General features: G+C 72.2%; 15 protein-coding genes and 2 pseudogenes. 10 read left to right on the top strand and 7 right to left on the bottom strand.

Annotation, left to right across the window (positions count from 1 at the left end):
• The first annotated feature begins 154 nt into the window (after nucleotides 1-154).
• Both ACSNOG_RS27190 and ACSNOG_RS27195 read left to right on the top strand, forming a co-directional pair.
• Complete coding sequence (locus tag ACSNOG_RS27190) at nucleotides 155-844, top strand: GDSL-type esterase/lipase family protein (RefSeq protein ID WP_436755344.1); 690 nt, start codon at nucleotides 155-157, stop codon at nucleotides 842-844.
• A 153-nt stretch (nucleotides 845-997) separates the two neighbouring features.
• Nucleotides 998-1993, top strand: a complete 996-nt coding sequence (locus ACSNOG_RS27195) for an aldo/keto reductase (protein WP_436755345.1) — start codon at nucleotides 998-1000, stop codon at nucleotides 1991-1993.
• Nucleotides 1994-2250: 257 nt separating this feature from the next.
• Here ACSNOG_RS27195 and thpR read toward each other — a convergent pair whose 3' ends face one another.
• On the bottom strand, nucleotides 2251-2823 hold the full coding sequence (gene thpR, locus ACSNOG_RS27200; protein ID WP_436755346.1) for an RNA 2',3'-cyclic phosphodiesterase: 573 nt from the start codon (nucleotides 2821-2823) through the stop codon (nucleotides 2251-2253).
• A 289-nt stretch (nucleotides 2824-3112) separates the two neighbouring features.
• Here thpR and ACSNOG_RS27205 point away from each other — a divergent pair, with 289 nt between their 5' ends.
• Complete coding sequence (locus ACSNOG_RS27205) at nucleotides 3113-4363, top strand: DUF418 domain-containing protein (protein WP_436755347.1); 1251 nt, start codon at nucleotides 3113-3115, stop codon at nucleotides 4361-4363.
• Between the two features lie 3 nt (nucleotides 4364-4366).
• Here ACSNOG_RS27205 and ACSNOG_RS27210 read toward each other — a convergent pair whose 3' ends face one another.
• Nucleotides 4367-5458 (bottom strand): DUF5937 family protein, encoded by a 1092-nt coding sequence (locus ACSNOG_RS27210; RefSeq protein ID WP_436755348.1) that lies wholly within the window; start codon nucleotides 5456-5458, stop codon nucleotides 4367-4369.
• Between the two features lie 109 nt (nucleotides 5459-5567).
• On the bottom strand, nucleotides 5568-7037 hold the full coding sequence (locus ACSNOG_RS27215) for an NCS2 family permease (RefSeq protein ID WP_436755349.1): 1470 nt from the start codon (nucleotides 7035-7037) through the stop codon (nucleotides 5568-5570).
• 264 nt (nucleotides 7038-7301) lie between these two features.
• Between ACSNOG_RS27215 and ACSNOG_RS27220 the strand changes: the two genes are divergently transcribed.
• Nucleotides 7302-7577, top strand: coding sequence for a DUF2530 domain-containing protein (locus tag ACSNOG_RS27220; protein ID WP_436755350.1), 276 nt, complete (start codon nucleotides 7302-7304; stop codon nucleotides 7575-7577).
• 102 nt (nucleotides 7578-7679) lie between these two features.
• Nucleotides 7680-10097, top strand: a complete 2418-nt coding sequence (locus ACSNOG_RS27225) for an HAD-IC family P-type ATPase (protein ID WP_436755351.1) — start codon at nucleotides 7680-7682, stop codon at nucleotides 10095-10097.
• Between the two features lie 72 nt (nucleotides 10098-10169).
• On the opposite strand, the gene ACSNOG_RS27230 is transcribed toward ACSNOG_RS27225, so the two are convergent.
• From ACSNOG_RS27230 to ACSNOG_RS27240, 3 genes are all read right to left on the bottom strand, one after another.
• The gene (locus ACSNOG_RS27230; protein WP_391831891.1) at nucleotides 10170-10361 is read right to left on the bottom strand and encodes a DUF1059 domain-containing protein; all 192 of its coding nucleotides are present in this window, start codon (nucleotides 10359-10361) and stop codon (nucleotides 10170-10172) included.
• A 59-nt stretch (nucleotides 10362-10420) separates the two neighbouring features.
• Nucleotides 10421-11155 carry a VC0807 family protein gene (locus ACSNOG_RS27235; RefSeq protein WP_436755352.1) on the bottom strand — a complete coding sequence of 245 codons (735 nt, stop codon included), beginning with the start codon at nucleotides 11153-11155 and terminating at the stop codon, nucleotides 10421-10423.
• Nucleotides 11156-11312: 157 nt separating this feature from the next.
• Entirely contained in the window at nucleotides 11313-12137 is an 825-nt protein-coding gene (locus ACSNOG_RS27240; protein ID WP_436755353.1) for a ferritin-like domain-containing protein, read from the bottom strand.
• Between the two features lie 181 nt (nucleotides 12138-12318).
• On the opposite strand from ACSNOG_RS27240, the gene ACSNOG_RS27245 reads away from it, so the two are divergent.
• A complete protein-coding gene (locus tag ACSNOG_RS27245; RefSeq protein ID WP_168090691.1) occupies nucleotides 12319-12756 on the top strand; it encodes a MarR family winged helix-turn-helix transcriptional regulator in 438 nt (145 codons plus the stop codon).
• A gap of 27 nt (nucleotides 12757-12783) precedes the next feature.
• The gene (locus tag ACSNOG_RS27250) at nucleotides 12784-14181 is read left to right on the top strand and encodes an MFS transporter (protein WP_436755354.1); all 1398 of its coding nucleotides are present in this window, start codon (nucleotides 12784-12786) and stop codon (nucleotides 14179-14181) included.
• A 144-nt stretch (nucleotides 14182-14325) separates the two neighbouring features.
• Here ACSNOG_RS27250 and ACSNOG_RS27255 read toward each other — a convergent pair.
• Nucleotides 14326-14445, bottom strand: a pseudogene (locus ACSNOG_RS27255) (DUF6255 family natural product biosynthesis protein); the annotation flags it as partial.
• Between ACSNOG_RS27255 and ACSNOG_RS27260 the strand changes: the two are divergent.
• The 3 genes and pseudogenes from ACSNOG_RS27260 to ACSNOG_RS27270 all read left to right on the top strand — a co-directional run.
• Nucleotides 14389-14961, top strand: a pseudogene (locus tag ACSNOG_RS27260) (GntR family transcriptional regulator); the annotation flags it as partial. The pseudogenes ACSNOG_RS27255 and ACSNOG_RS27260 sit on opposite strands and share 57 nt — an antisense overlap.
• An 11-nt stretch (nucleotides 14962-14972) precedes the next feature.
• Nucleotides 14973-15398, top strand: coding sequence for a UTRA domain-containing protein (locus ACSNOG_RS27265; RefSeq protein WP_436755355.1), 426 nt, complete (start codon nucleotides 14973-14975; stop codon nucleotides 15396-15398).
• A gap of 93 nt (nucleotides 15399-15491) precedes the next feature.
• Nucleotides 15492-16016 carry a YceI family protein gene (locus ACSNOG_RS27270; protein WP_436755356.1) on the top strand — a complete coding sequence of 175 codons (525 nt, stop codon included), beginning with the start codon at nucleotides 15492-15494 and terminating at the stop codon, nucleotides 16014-16016.
• Nucleotides 16017-16052: the final 36 nt, after the last annotated feature.

The following is a 16052-nucleotide window of genomic DNA, read 5'->3' on the forward strand; positions in this document are numbered from 1 at the left end:
GCAGGCGCGGAGCAGGCGCGGAGCAGGCGCGGAGCAGGCGCGGAGCAGGCGCGGAGCAGGCGCGGAGCAGGCGCGGAGCAGGCGCGGACAAACGCCGTCCGGCCGGGCACACCTCACGTGCCCCACCGGCCCCACCATCCGCGATGATGTACCTATGCGGATCATGTTCGTCGGCGACTCGATGACCATCGGTAGCGCCGGTGACCACACATGGCGCTACCGCATGTGGCAGCACCTCAACGCGACCCACGGCGGCCCGTACAAGATCGTCGGCCCGCGCCGCGAGCTGTACGACCCGGCCGAAGGGGCGCCCGTCTCCCACGCCTACGGTGCGCCAGGCTTCCCCGAGCGCGCCCGGGCGCACCTCGCCGGCTGGGGCGAAGGCTGGCTGCACATGGCCCCGCTCGTCGGCGACGCCGTACGGGCCGGCCGCGCCGACACCCTGCTCGTCTCCCTCGGCCTCATCGACCTGGGGTTCTACACCAACGCCGCGCAGACGGCCGAGAACGTGCACCGCTTCGTCGCCGCGGCGCGGGAGGCCAACCCGCGGATCCGGGCGGTGCTGCTGCCCGTCATCCGCAACGTCCGCGCCCTGGGCGATCCGCCGTTCGCCGCCGAGTGCGAGCGCTTCAACGAGCTGCTCGGCAAGGCCGTCGCCGAGCTGGACACGCCCGGCTCGCCGCTGCTCCTCGCCTCCCGCCCCGAGGGCTGGGACATCGACCGCGACACCTACGACGGCACGCACCCCAACGCGGCCGGCGAGCACCTGCTGGCCGCCGCCTTCGCCGACGCGATGCACCAGGCGTGGGACGTGGGCGCGCCGTACCGCCCGGCGGACGACTGAACACACGCACGCACCCACGCGCCGAACGCCGGACTCCGAAGACCGGGCTCCGAACACCGGGCTCCGAACGCCGGAGTCCGGCCTCCGGCGCGACGCGCCGCCGGTGCCCGCCCTCTTGATTGGAGCGCACTCCAGGGCGTTGGCTGGTCCGCTATGGAGTACACGCAGCTCGGACGCACGGGGCTCAAGGTCAGCAGGATCGTCCTCGGGACGATGAACTTCGGCCCCCAGACGGACGAGGCCGACAGCCACGCCATCATGGACGCCGCGCTCGACGCGGGCATCAACTTCTTCGACACCGCCAACGTCTACGGCTGGGGCGAGAACAAGGGCCGCACCGAGGAGATTATCGGGACCTGGTTCGCCAAGGGCGGCGGCCGCCGCGAGAAGGTCGTCATCGGCACCAAGGTGTTCGGCAACATGGGCCCGGACGGTGCCGACTGGCCGAACCACGACCGCCTCTCCGCCGTGAACATCCGCCGCGCCGTCGAAGGCAGCCTGAAGAGGCTGCAGACGGACCACATCGACCTCTACCAGTTCCACCACGTCGACCGGGCCACGCCGTGGGAGGAGATCTGGCAGGCGGTCGACGTCCTCGTCCAGCAGGGCAAGGTCGTCTACGCGGGATCCTCCAACCACGCGGGCTGGCACATCGCCCAGGCCAACGAGACCGCGCGGCGCCGCGGCACGCTCGGCCTGGTCAGCGAGCAGTGCCTGTACAACCTCGCCGAGCGGCGCGCCGAGATGGAGGTCATCCCGGCCGCGCAGGCGTACGGGCTCGGGGTCATCCCCTGGTCGCCGCTGCACGGCGGGCTGCTCGGCGGCGTCATCCGCAAGGAGAAGGAGGGCGGCAGCGCCCGCGCCGCGTCCGGCCGCTCCGCCGACGCCCTCGCGAACACCAAGGTCCGCGAGCAGGTGCAGGCCTACGAGAACCTGCTCGACAAGCACGGCCTGGCGCCCGGCGAAGTGGCCCTGGCCTGGCTGCTGACCCGCCCGGGCGTGACCGGCCCGATCGTCGGCCCGCGCACGGCCGACCAGCTCGCGTCCGCGCTGCGCGCGGCCGAGCTGGAGCTGTCCGGTGAGCTGCTCGCCCAGCTGGACGAGATCTTCCCGGGCCCGGGGCCGTCGCCGGAAGCGTTCGCCTGGTAGACCCGTGCCTCGGGGGGCTCCTGAGGAGCTCCTCAGGGCTTCTTGGGGAGCCCCCCTCCGCCCCCTCCGCACGGCCCGCTTACGGCGTCACTTCACCGCTGCCACCACGGCGACGACGACGAGCATCGCGGCGAGCGCGGCGGTCATGATGCGGTTTCTGGTCTTCGGGTCCACGCATCGAGCGTAACGGGCGAGGAGGAGTGGCCCGGCGCTAGGGGCCGGGGGAACGCCTCCCTGCCGGCGCCCGCGGCCCGCTGTTACCCGCCCAGCTCCCAGGCGGCCACCGTCTCGTAGCGGGGCCTCTCCCCGGGGACGCCGCCGGCCGGAAGACGGCTGCGCATGAGCTCCAGCCGCTCCACGGCCCAGGGCGTGCCGCTGAAGCCGGCGAGGCTCTCGGCGTACGGCCGGAGACTCATCGGGCTCAGCGGGTCCGCGGCGCGGGCGAGCGTGAGGTGGGGCCGGAAGTCGTGCGTGGTGTCGACGGCGACGCCCGCCCGGCGCGCCCCGGCCGCGGCCGAGCGCGCCAGGTCGCGCAGGATCGTCCGCTCGCCCTCCGCGCCGACCCACAGCACCCGGTCCCCGAACCGGCCGCCGCCCGCGAAGCGCAGTTCGTGCGGCGGGTGGCGGCGGGCGGCGCGCCCGAGCCGCTCGGTGAGCTCCGGCAGCAGCGCCGGGTCGACCTCGCCGAGGAAGGCGAGCGTGAAGTGCCAGCCGGACGGCTCGGTCCAGCGCAGCCGCTCCGCACCGGGCAGCCCGCGCAGGGACGCGGTGGCGTCCGTCAGCTCGACGACGGCCGCCTCGGGCGGCAGGACAGCGGCGAAGAGTCGCATAGGACCAGTCTCCCCTTTGGGCAGGGGTTTACGGATCCGGCACCGGAACGGTTACGACCAGCCGGGCCGGACGAACGGTGATGCGCCCCGGCCCGAAGATGATGCGCCCCTAGCCGAAAGTGCGGCGCCCGTAGCCGAAGGTGAGGCGCCCGTAGACCAAAGGCGGACGCCGTGCCGCCCGCCGTTTCCCTAGCGTCGAAGCATGACGGTCGACACCGGAGACGGGAGCCGCAGCGCCCCGGCCTCAGCCTCAGTTTCAGCCCCGGCCCCAGTCCCGCGCCGGGGAGGCGTGCGGGCTGCCGATCGGGCGCTGGCGCCCGACCTTGCGCGCGGGATCATGCTGCTGTTCATCGTGCTGTCGAACACCGCGTTCCACTTGTGGCGGTCCGCGTACGGGCCCTCGGGGTGGCAGCCCGTCACCGGGGGATGGCCGGACCACGCGGTGCAGTTCGCGATGATCACGGTGCTCGACCTGCGGATCTACCCGCTCTTCGCCTTCCTCTTCGGCTACGGCATGATGCAGCTCTTCCTGCGCCTGACCGCCACCGGGGCCTGTGACGAGCGCGGGGCGGTCAAGATCCTGCGCCGGCGCAGCCTCCTGCTGATAGTGATCGGGCTCGCTCACTCCACCCTGCTCATGGCGGGCGACATCGTCGGCTACTACGGACTGCTGAGCCTCGCCCTCGCCCCGCTCTTCCTCCGGCGCAGCGACCGCGCCCTGAAGTGGTGGATCGCCATCGGCGCCGCGCAGCTGGTCCTGGTGTCCGCGCAGCCGGTCGTCTCGGCGCTGCTCCAGGGGGAGCTGGGGTCGCTGGGCGACGCGGGTGCGGAGCCGGGGGCCGCTGCCTACGGGGCGGGCGAGGAGAGCTGGTTCGCAGCCGCGGGGACCCGGGTGACGACCGGCCTGTTCATCACCTTCGTCGCGGCACCCTTCTCCCTGATCGGCGGGGGTTACGTCATCTTCCTGCTCGGCTTCCGGGCCGCGCGCCGCCGCATCCTGGAAGAGCCCGGCCGCCACCTGCCGCTGCTGCGCCGCACGGCGGTCCTCGGCATCGCGGTCGGCTGGCTCGGCGCCCTGCCCGCGGCCCTCGCCCACGTCGGGGCGCTCGACGTGCCGGCCGACGCGCAGAGCGAGACCGGCGCGCTGACGGCGCTCCGGGAGGTCACCGGGTACGGAGCGGGGCTCGGCTATGTCGCGGTGGTCGCACTGTTCGTGCACTGGTGGAACGGGCGGGCGGCGCGGCGTCGCACGCGGGAGGGCACGAAGACGGCGGTGGTGGCACCGCCGGCCTCGATGGCGATATCCGCCGTAGCGGCCGTGGGCAAGCGCTCCCTGTCCAGCTATCTCGCCCACTCGCTGCTCTTCGCCCCGCTGCTCGCCGCCTGGGGCCTGGGCATGGGCGCCCGATTGACGAGCGCCACGATGGCCTTGTTCGGGGTGGCGGTGTGGCTGGTGACGGTGGCCGGGGCGTATGCGCTCGAGCGCCGGGGGCGGCGGGGCCCGGTGGAGGCGGTGCTGCGCCGGCTGATGTACCGGTAGCGCCTAGCGCAGTGCGTTCCCCAGCAGGTCGGCACCCAGCCGGCCGACCAGTTCGATGTCGAGCTCGTGGAAGACGTACCGCCCTTGCCGGCGGGTGCGGGTGAGGCCCGCCTTCTTCAGGACGCCGAGGTGGCGGGACACCTCCGGTGCCGTGAGGCCGTTGGCGTCCGCGAGTTCGGTGGTCGAGTGGGGCCCCCGGGCCAGGGTCCGGCACAGGCGGAGTCTCAGGGGGTGGGCGACGGCTTCCAGGCGCTGCTGGACCGTTGCCAGCGAGAGCACCGGCGGCGGTTCGGGCAGGGCCACGGGGTATTGCAGGACCGGCCGGTCGCCGTGAGCGTCCCGGACGACGAGGTGCGGCCATCCGAAGGCCGTGGGAAGGAGGACGAGGCCGGTGGCAGTGGCTTTCACCCGGCCGTCCTGCAGTTTGTCGACCACGAGGCGGTGGTGTGCGGTGTCCAGGGTGATGGCGGAGGACGCTGCGGCGACGGCGTGTTCCAGGCCGCGGTGCCTGAGCAGTTCGTTCTTGTGGCGGGCGTCGGCGGTCAGCCGGGGGCGCACCTGCTGCCAGACCTCGCCGAAGAAGTGCCGTTCGCAGTCCTCCAGGAGCCGGCGGAGCCAGGCGCGGACCTCCTGCGGGTCCTCCAGCAGCCGGTCGGCGAAGGCCGCTTGCCGCAGTCCGCGTGCCGCGGCGAGTTCCCGGGCCCGCTTGCGGTCCTCGGCGCGGCGCAGCGGCGCCGGCCCGGGGCGGGCGAAGGAGGTGGCGCAGGAGATCTCCACCGCGGCGACGACGAAGGCATCGTCGTCCAGGTGGTCCCAGGCGTCCAGTTCCTCGTCGAGGCGGGTGTCGAGACCGGTTGCCGCGCCGGGCAGGAAGAGGTCCGACCGGGTGGAGCGCCAGAGGATGTCCGCTTCGTGGAGCCTGTCGGCGAGGTCGGGAGGCAGGGCGGCCCGGGTCCGGGCGGCCCAGTCGAGGAGTCCGGGGTGGTGGGACGGCTCGGCCAGGACGTGCAGGGCCGCTCCCAGTTCGGCGAGCGGAGAGACCGCGAAGGACACGCGGTCCGGCGGTACGTCCGCGAGATCGATCACCACACTCACCGCTTCAGTGTGCCGTCTCCCGGGACCGGGGAACGCAAGGCCCCCGGGGGCGGCCCTGAGCGAAGCGGGAGGGCGGCCACCGGGGGCGGAGGGGATGCGGGAGAGCGGGCTACTTCACGCCGAGCATCTGCTCGATCGGGTCGAGGAAGAAGTAGACGAGGAAGCAGAGCCCGACCACGTTCAGCAGCCAGGGAATCTCGCGGCCCCGGCGGTCGGCGAGCCGCAGCAGGATGAAGGCGAGCACGCCGATCCCGATGCCGTTGGTGATCGAGTACGTGAACGGCATCGCGACGATCGTCAGGAACGCGGGCACCGCGATGGTGAAGTCGCTCCAGTCGATCTCCTTGACGTTGGACGCCATGATCAGGAAGCCGACGACCAGCAGCGCGGGCGTGGCGGCCTGCGAGGGGACGACCGTGGCGAGCGGGGTGAAGACCAGGGCGAGGAGGAAGAGGCCGCCGGTCATCAGGTTGGCGAGGCCCGTGCGGGCGCCTTCGCCGACGCCCGCCGTGGACTCCACGAAGCAGGTGTTGGCCGAGGCCGAGCCCAGGCCGCCGCCGGCGACGGCGATGCCGTCGACCATGAGGATCTTGCCCATGTTCGGCAGCTGGCCGTTCTCGTCGGTCAGCCCGGCCTCCTCGCCGACGCCGATGATCGTGCCCATCGCGTCGAAGAAGCCCGAGAGCAGCACGGTGAAGACGAACAGGCAGCCGGTCAGCAGCCCGACCTGCTCGAAGCCGCCGAAGAGGCTGATGTCACCGATGAGGCCGAAGTCGGGCGCGCCCACGATCTTGTCCGGCACCTGGGGGACGGACAGGCCCCAGCTCGTGCCGGGGATCTTGGCGAGCGAGTTGATGACGATCGCCACGAACGTCATCACGACGATGCCGATGAGGATCGCGCCGCGCGTCTTGCGTACGAGGAGGATGAACGTCAGGGCGAGGCCGCCGACGAAGACCAGCACGGGCCAGCCCTGCAGCTGGCCGCCCTGGCCGAGACCGAGCGGCACGGTGGTGTGCGCGGCGTCCGGGTTACGGGTGACGAAGCCGGAGTCGACCAGGCCGATCAGCGAGATGAACAGGCCGATGCCGATGGCGATGGCGCGCCGCAGCCCGTTCGGGATGGCGTCCATGACGCGCTGCCGCAGGCCGGAGGCGACGAGCACCATCAGCACCAGGCCCGCCAGGACGACCATGCCCATCGCGTCGGGCCAGCTCATCTTGGGGGCGAGCTGGAGCGAGACGACGGCGTTGATGCCGAGGCCGGCGGCGCAGGCGATCGGCACGTTGCCGATGACACCCATGAGGACGGTGCTGAGCCCGGCCATCAGGGCGGTGGCCGTGACCAGCTGGGCGTTGTCCAGCTGGTGACCGAACTTGTCCTGGCCGGCCCCGAGGATGATCGGGTTCAGCACGACGATGTAGGCCATCGCAAAGAAGGTGGCCAGGCCGCCGCGGAGCTCCCGGGAGACGGAGGAGCCGCGCTCGGTGATCCGGAAGTACCGGTCGAGGGCGCCCTTGGGCTGGGACGGCGGGGGCGGCTGCTGGGCGTCGACCGGGGAAGTGGCCGAGGTGGGCATACGAGACCTCAGTCGGATGGGCCTACAGGGGGGACGTAGGCGGCGGGGGACACGCGACACACGAAGGGATCATGAACTGTATGATCAAACAAAACCAGCCAGTCATTTCCCGTTCGATTCAGTATGAATAAACAAGCGCGGGATTGCTATCTCCGCGCGTAGACCCTTATGGGCCAAGGGGCCCGCACGGGGACGTCCGCCGCCGGCGGGGCACGCACCGGGCCCCGGAGCCCCGCGGACCGCGTACGCACTACGCTTGCGCCCATGACGAAGTGGACACCCAGGCACGAAGCGCCGGAGCCTCTGGAGGGCAACGTCGTCGCCACCATCACCGGCGGCACCGTCATCTGGTTCGTCCTCTTCCTCGTCCAGATCCCCTTCTACGGCTGGTTCCGGGACCACGGTCACCTGTGGTGGGTGTGGACGTGCCTGGCCGGCGGCGGGCTCGGCCTGATCGGCGTCTGGTACGTCCGCAAGCGCGACGCGGCGATCCGCCGGGCCGCGGAGCGCCGCGAAACGGCGGGAAGCACGGCCCCCTAGTCCGGGGGCCTGTCCGAGAAGGCTCGCCTTCCCGGACGGGCCGCAGCCGTGAGCCCGCCGTTCGAAAGGCACGGCGCCCGGCGTCCCCGTACCGTCGGACTCATGAGCGATCCGGCGCAGACCGCGACCGAGGAGCACCTGCCGGCGCCGCACCCGGGCCTGAGCGGGTCCGAGGTCGCCGAGCGGGTGGCCCGGGGAGAGGTCAACGACGTACCCGTCCGCTCCTCGCGCTCCACCGCGGACATCGTCCGGGGCAACGTCTTCACCCGGTTCAACGCCATCATCGGCGTCCTCTTCCTGATCATCCTGGTCGTGGGCCCTATCCAGGACGGCCTCTTCGGCTTCGTCATCGTCGCCAACACCGCGATCGGCATCGTCCAGGAGCTGCGGGCCAAGAAGACCCTCGACGCGCTCGCCGTCATCGGCGAGGCCCGGCCGACCGTGCGCCGCGACGGCGCGCCCTGCGCGCTCCCCACCGGGGAGATCGTCCTGGACGACGTGATCGAGCTGGGCCCGGGCGACAAGTGCGTCGTGGACGGCCGGGTCCTGGAGGCCGACGGGCTGGAGATCGACGAGTCGCTGCTGACCGGTGAGGCCGACCCCGTACTGAAGCGCCCCGGGGACCCCGTCATGTCCGGGTCCTTCGTCGTGGCGGGCGGCGGCGCCTTCACCGCCACCAAGGTCGGCCGCGAGGCGTACGCGGCCCAGCTCGCCGAGGAGGCGTCCCGCTTCACGCTCGTCCACTCCGAGCTGCGCACCGGCATCAGCCGGATCCTCAAGTACGTGACGTGGATGATGATCCCGACGGCCGCCGGCCTGATCGTCAGCCAGTGGATCGTCCAGGACCGCGACTGGAAGGAAGCGGTCCGGCGGATGGTCGCGGGGATCGTGCCCATGGTCCCCGAGGGGCTGGTGCTGCTCACCTCCGTGGCCTTCGCGATCGGCGTGGTGCGGCTGGGGCGCAAGCAGTGCCTGGTGCAGGAGCTGCCCGCGATCGAGGGCCTGGCCCGCGTCGACGTCGTCTGCCTGGACAAGACGGGCACCCTCACCGAGGGCGGCATGGACGTCAGCGAGCTGCGGCTGCTGGACGGCGACGGCAGGAGCGACGGCAAGGGCGACGGCCGAGCGGACGAGGCGTACGTGCGCCAAGTGCTCGGCGCCCTCGGCGAGGCCGATCCCCGGCCCAACGCCAGCCTCCGGGCGATCGTCAACGCCTATCCGGCGCCGGAGCGCTGGCGCTGCACCGAGTCGCTGCCCTTCTCCTCCGCCCGGAAGTACAGCGGCGCCGAGCTGAGCGCCCCCGACGGCGACGGCGGCACCTGGCTGCTCGGCGCGCCCGACGTGCTGCTGTCCCCCGGCGACCCGGCGCTCGCCCAGGTCGAGGAGCTCAACACGCAGGGGCTGCGGGTCCTGCTGCTCGCCCGCGCCGCGCGCGGGCTGGACGACCCGCGCGTCACCGACGGCGCCCGGCCCACGGGCCTGGTCGTCCTGGAGCAGCGGCTGCGTCCGGACGCGGGCGACACCCTGCGCTACTTCGCCGAGCAGAACGTCTCCGCCAAGGTCATCTCGGGCGACAACGCCGTCTCCGTCGGCGCCGTCGCCGCCAAGCTGGGCCTGACCGGCGCCAAGAGCCCGGTCGACGCGCGGCGGCTGCCCGCCGGGCAGGAGGAGATGGGCGCCGCCCTGGACGAGGGCGCGGTCTTCGGGCGCGTCACCCCGCAGCAGAAGCGGGACATGGTCGGCGCCCTGCAGTCCCGCGGGCACACCGTCGCCATGACGGGCGACGGCGTCAACGACGTCCTCGCGCTGAAGGACGCCGACATCGGCGTGTCCATGGGCTCGGGCTCCGAGGCCACCCGGGCCGTCGCCCAGATCGTGCTGCTGAACAACAGCTTCGCCACGCTGCCGTCGGTGGTGGCGGAGGGCCGCCGCGTCATCGGCAACATCACGCGCGTGGCGACGCTCTTCCTCACCAAGACCGTCTACTCGGTGCTGCTCGCGATCCTCGTGGTCTGCTGGCAGGTGCCGTACCCGTTCCTGCCGCGCCACCTGACGCTGCTGTCCACGCTCACCATCGGCGTGCCCGCCTTCTTCCTGGCCCTCGCGCCGAACAAGGAGCGCGCCAAACCGCACTTCGTACGCCGGGTGATGCGCTACGCCATTCCCGCCGGGGCCGTCGCGGGGCTCGCGACCTTCGCCGCGTACCTGCTGGCCCGGCACCACTACGCGGGCCCGGGCGCCCTGGACGCGGAGACCAGCGCGGCGACCCTGACGCTGTTCCTGATCTCCCTGTGGGTGCTCGCGATCATCGCGCGCCCGTACACGTGGTGGCGGATCGGCCTCGTCCTGGCCATGGCCGCGGGCTTCCTCGTCGTGCTCGTCACGCCCTGGCTGCAGCACTTCTTCGCGCTGAAGCTCGTGGGTACGACCATGCCCTGGGCCGCCGTCGCCATCGCGGCGACGGCGGCCGGGGTGCTGGAGCTGGCGTGGCGCTGGGTGGACCGTCGCTTCCCGGCGTGAGGGCGGCGCGCGGGCGCCGGGTGCTCAGCCCGCCGGGTGCCCGGGCCCGCCGGATGCGCGGGCGCCGGGTGTTCAGGCGCTGGCCTTCTCGTCCTCCAGCGTTTCGCGGATCTGCTCGCGCAGCGCGGGACTGTCCTGGTGCTTGTGCACGGAGACGGCGTGCTCGGCGGCGGCGCGGACGACCTCGTCCTCCTCGCCGGTGATGGTCAGGGAACAGTCCGTCTCGCTGGGGAACCTGCGGCAGTCGGCGACTTTCCTGGTCATGACGGCCTCCCGGGGATTCGTTCACTGGGTTCACTGGGCCGCCCTTCCAGCCTAGCCAGCTAAGCGGTGGGAGCGGTCGTCCCCGCGATCTCCGCGTCGACCATCTTCTCCATCGGGTCGGCGGCCAGACCGCCGGCGACGACCATCGCGCCGACGATCGCGACGCCCAGGATCACGTTCCCCAGCCACACCATCGTGTCGACCGGCAGGGTGTACGCGCCCACGACCCGGGCGACGCACTCGGCCAGCAGCGCGAACCCCCACACCAGGGAGAACGTCCGCTCCGAGCGCCGGAACCGCGCGTCGCGGGCCGCCAGCCGGTCCCAGGCGGCCAGCCGCACGGGGTCGCCCTTGACCACCCACGGCTTGAGGCCGGTGGTCATCAGCGGGCGCGCGGTGAACGCGGAAACCATCACGACGAGACCGATGACGCTGCTCACGGCGCTGTCCTTGGCCAGCATCAGCCGGGCGTCCCCGCTGACGGTGGTGAGCAGCAGCCCCACGAGGTTGACGACGAGGATGAGCGCCGCGAGCGCGTTGAGCCGGCGGTCCTTGACCAGGCCCCAGACCGTCCGGGCGGCGGGCAGCGCGCTGCTCCAGCCCAGAGCCGCGACCGTGCCCATGCCGAAGCCCTTGCTGAGCGCGTAGTACGCGGCCATCGGCAGGACGGCGTCCACCACCAGCGGCGCGAAGCTCTCCCAGAGCGCCCGCCCCCGCGGGACGGCCGGGGTGCCGGCGGCGGTCACTGTCGATGCGGCGGTCGTCGTCGGTGTGGTGAAGGTCGTGTTGCTCATGATCGGAGGCCCCCGGTTCGTGGTGAGTGCCCCGGAGGCCGTGCGGCTTCCGGGGTGTACTCCCACCTTCGCGGCCGGCCCGGTGGCTGCGGCAGTGCCGATGATCCACGGCTGACCATGACTTTTGTCAGCCGCCGGACATGACGGGCGGCAGACCTCACTCCCCGGGGCGGCCGAGGACGTCCGCCACGACGCCGCCCGCCAGGCCGGTCACCTGGGCGACGAAGCGCCCCCGCCGGACCCCGAGCCGGCGCAGCGCCGCCCCGTGGTCCACCGCGACGAAGACGGCGGCGGCGCAGAGCAGCACCCGCCAGCCGGCCATCGCGGGGCGGCGTAGGGGCCCGGGCAAGGTGCCCACCGACTGGCGCAGGCGCAGGCAGTGAAAGGGGATGTGGCGCTGTTCGTCGGCCAGGATGCGGGCCGCGACCTCCGACGGCAGCGCCTGCCCGACGCCGTCGCGGACCGCCCGGTAGTAGGGGACGGCGACGAGCTCGGCGATGGTGAGGACCATCAGCTCCAGACGCAGTCCGAACAGCCGCCGGACCCGTACGAAGATCGCGTCGCTCCAGTGGCCGTCGAGGAGCGGCGCGCCGTCGGCGGCGAGCAGCCGGGCGAGCAGGCGCGCGTGGTTCTGCTCCTCGGCGACGAAGAAGCGGACCGCGGCGGCGTAGTCCGGGTCGCCCGCGCGATCGGCCTTGCCGATCAGGTTCGCGCCGTCGCCGCTCTCGCCGACCTGGAAGCGCTGGAGGCTGATGCGGACGGCGCGGGGCAGGCGGACGTCCTGGGTCCAGTCCGGATCGCCGGCCTGCCGTCGCCGCTCGGCTTCGTCGGCGAAGTGCCGCACCCAGTCGGCGAAGGAGGCGGTGGCCGGCGGCGCGGCGGCTTCTGCAACCGCGACCGGGTCTGCGGTCGTGTTCGTACCTGCAGCCGCCGCGGCTGCCGCGGCAGCCGCGTGCATGTTCGTGTTCGTACCCGTACTCATGGCGTTCCCCCGATGATCCGCCGCAATAGTCCGGTGATCATACGTTTTGCCCCGGCGCACACACGGTGGACGAGGGGAATGGCCGCGCTCCCGGCCCCGCTTCCGATGCCGCGACCGGTGTCACCGGCCGCCCCGCTAAACCCGCTTTATTTAGCCCGGGTAATGAGTTAAGCTAAAGAACATGTCGGACCGGGACCCCCAAGTCGATACCGCAGCAGTGAACTCCTTGCGCTCCGGTGTCATGCGCCTGTCGCGTCGGCTCAAGCACCAGCGGGTCGACGAATCGCTCAGCCCCACGGAGATGTCGGTGCTGGGCACGCTCGCCGGCTGTGGCAGCGCCACCCCGGGCGAGCTCGCCCGCAAGGAGCACGTGCAGCCCCCGTCGATGACCCGCATCGTCGCCCTGCTCGAAGCCAAGGGCCTGGTCCGGCTGGAGCCGCACCCCGAGGACCGCCGCCAGAAGGTGGTCACCCAGACCGAGCGGGCCGAGGCCATGCTCGAAGAGAGCCGCCGCAAGCGGAACGTCTGGCTCACCGAGCTCGTGGGGCGGCTCGACGAGGACGAATGGGCGACGCTGCGGGCCGCCGCGCCCGTCCTCGAGAAGCTCGCGCACTTGTAAGACGCGCCAGGAGGAGGCGAACCCACTTTGAGTACGGGACACGGAGCAGACTCCGCACCCGCACCTAACAGCCACGACGACGCCATACGCAGCGCCGCCCTGAACAAGCCCGGCCCGGAGACGGGCCCCGGGCGCAAGGGCGGCACCTTCAGCTCCCTCAGAATCCGCAACTACCGCCTCTTCGCCACCGGCCAGGTCGTCTCCAACACCGGCACCTGGATGCAGCGCATCGCCCAGGACTGGCTGGTCCTCAGCCTCACCGGCTCGTCCGCCGCCGTCGGCATCACCACGGCCCTGCAGTTCCTGCCCATGCTGTTCCTCGGGCTCTACGGCGGCGTCATCGCCGACCGCTACCCCAAGCGCAGGCTGCTCGTCCTGACCCAGAGCGCCATGGGCGTCACCGGCCTCGCGCTCGCCGCCCTCACCCTCTCCGGGCATGTGCAGGTCTGGCACGTCTACGTCACCGCGTTCGCGCTCGGCCTCGTGACCGTGGTCGACAACCCCGCCCGCCAGGCCTTCGTCGTGGAAATGGTCGGCCCCGCCGACCTGCGCAACGCCGTCAGCCTCAACTCCGCCAACTTCCAGTCCGCCCGGCTGGTCGGCCCCGCCGTCGCCGGCGTGCTGATCACCGCCGTGGGCAGCGGCTGGGCGTTCCTCCTCAACGGCCTGTCCTTCGTCGCGCCCGTCGCCGGACTGCTGCTGATGCGCACCTCCGAGCTGCACAGGACCGACCGCGCGCCGCGCGGCAAGGGCCAGTTGCGGGAGGGCCTGCGCTACGTGGCCGGGCGGCCGGACCTCGTCTGGCCGATCGTCCTCGTCGGCTTCATCGGCACCTTCGGCTTCAACTTCCCGATCTGGCTCACGGCCTTCGTCAACGACGTCTACCACGCGGGCGCCGGCACGTACGGCCTGCTCAACACCCTGATGGCGGGCGGCTCCCTGGTGGGCGCCCTGCTCGCCGCGCGCCGCGGCAGCTCGCGGCTGCGACTCCTCGTCGGCGCGGCCCTGCTGTTCGGCCTGCTGGAGATCACGGCGGCGCTCACGCCCTCGTTCTGGGCCTTCGCGGCACTCCTCGTGCCGATCGGGATGTTCGGCCTCACGATCAACGTGACCGCCAACTCCAGCGTGCAGCTGGCCACGGATCCCGCGATGCGGGGGCGTGTCATGAGCCTGTTCATGATGGTGTTCATGGGCGGCACGCCGCTGGGCGCCCCGCTGGTCGGCTGGGTCACCGACGCCTACGGCGCCCGCGTCGGCTTCCTGGCCGGCGGTGTCGTCGCCACGCTCGCGGCGGCCGGGGTGGGCCTGGCCCTGGCCCGCGTAGGCGGCCTCCGCCTCAAGATCGACCTCCGCCGCGGCCACCCCCACGTGACCTTCGTCCCCCGCGAACCGGCACCGACGGAACAACTGGCAGCCGCAGCGTAACCACAACCCGGCGGTGGCGGGCCCCTGCCGACCAGGCACCCGCCACCGCCGAAACGGCTGGAGCAGCGCTACGTGTTGAGCGGCCGGGTGCTCTGTACCGACGGGGAGGCGGGCCTGGGCGTACGGGAGGCCGGGCGGTCTGAGGGCGGCGTACTCGGTGAAGCGGACGGTTCCGCAGTAGCGGCAGCGGGCCTCACCGCGAGTGCGGGCCGCCCAGCCGCCGCGGTGGGTGCAGGTCCCTCTCACCCGGAGCGGACCATGCACCCCGCCGCCTACATGGCCCCGGCAGCCACCGGCGCTCCCTATCGCCGGCTCACCGAGGCGTCCAAGCACGGCGGGCAGGCGAGCGCCAAGCTGCTGGAGGTGGCGGAGACCACTCCCCCGGCGGACGTCGCCGTCGCACTGCGCCTCGCCGAAGGTGACACAGCACTGCTCCGGCGTCAGCTTCTGCTCATTGATGACGAGCCGGTCGAACTGGTCAAGTGTTACTACCCCTTGGACATCGCCCGCGGTACGGCCCTGATGGAACGCCGCAGGATCAAGGGCGGCACTCCGACCCTCTTGGCCGGGTTGGGATTTCCGCCGGTGCTCAGCGTGGACAAGGTCTCGGCCCGGGTACCCACCCAGGAGGAGTACAACGCCCTGCAGCTGCCGAGCAGCCTGCCCGTGCTCCGGACTCTCCGGGTGCTCTGTACCGACGGGGAACGGCCTGTCGAGGTCGCTGTCATGGCCAAAGCCGGGCATCTGTATGAGCTGCAGTACGAGTTCACTGCCCAGTAGCCGAACAGGGGATGCGCATGCAGAGTGACGCCCGTTGGGTCAGCAGTTCCCTGCCCTACCTTCGGGTCCGGCCCGGCGAGGCCGTCGTCGTGCGGCGGCGGATCATGCTGCTCGACGACCGGCCCAGCGAGCTCACCGACACCTACTACCCCGCCCGTATCGCCCGCGGCACCCCGCTCGCCGGGACCGCGAAGATTCCCGGCGGGGCCGTCACCCTGCTCAGCCGGCTCGGGCACACGGGGGTGACCGTTCGCGAGGACGTCGTTGCGCGGATGCCCAGCGAGGGGGAGCGGCTGGCGCTGGAGACCGGTCCCGCGGAACCCGTGCTCCAGCTCACCCGGGTCACCCTCGACGGCGGCGGCCGGCCGATCCAGGCGGATCGGATGGTCATGCCCGCCCACCGTCAGCGCCTGCGTTATGAGATCACCCTGTCGTAAGGGTCCCGGGTTTACCGTTCGAGCGGGCAAGAAGCCCGATACCGTACCGGCTAGGGACCGTTGCTACCGGCATCGTCGGGAGGGGACTGCTCCATGGGCACCCAGGGCGCAGACGAGAAGAACGGCCCGTTACCGGGCGTCTACCGCATCGACCCCGAGGCGTCGGAGATCCGGTTCCGGATGCGGGCGCTGTTCGGGCTGTTCCCCATCAAGGGGACCCTCTCCGTCGCGCAGGGCCTCATCGCCGTCGCGGAGCCCGAATCCGCCTCCACCGTCGAGGCCGTGATTCCCGTCGACAGCTTCGCCAGCGGGCACGCGCAGCGCGACCGGCACGTACGCTCGGCCGATTATCTGGATTCTGCGCTCCACCCCGAGATCCGGTTCCGCGGCGGTGACGTCCGCCGCGCGGGAGGGGAGGTGACGGTGCACGGGGAGTTGACCGTGCGGGGGGTCGCGCGGCCGGTGGTACTGACTCTCGATCAGGTCAGCGCCGACGGGCCCCGGCTGTCCGTGCAGGCCTCCGCCGTCATCGACCGGTACGACTTCGGGGTCACCCACGCCAAGGGAATGACGGGACGTCGGTTGCGGATCGTCCTCGACGTGGTCGCAACGCGCTGACCCCGCCCCCGCACCCACGCCCCCGCGCGCTCCCGC

This window comes from Streptomyces sp. URMC 124 (genome assembly GCF_051386455.1).
Classification (GTDB): domain Bacteria; phylum Actinomycetota; class Actinomycetes; order Streptomycetales; family Streptomycetaceae; genus Streptomyces.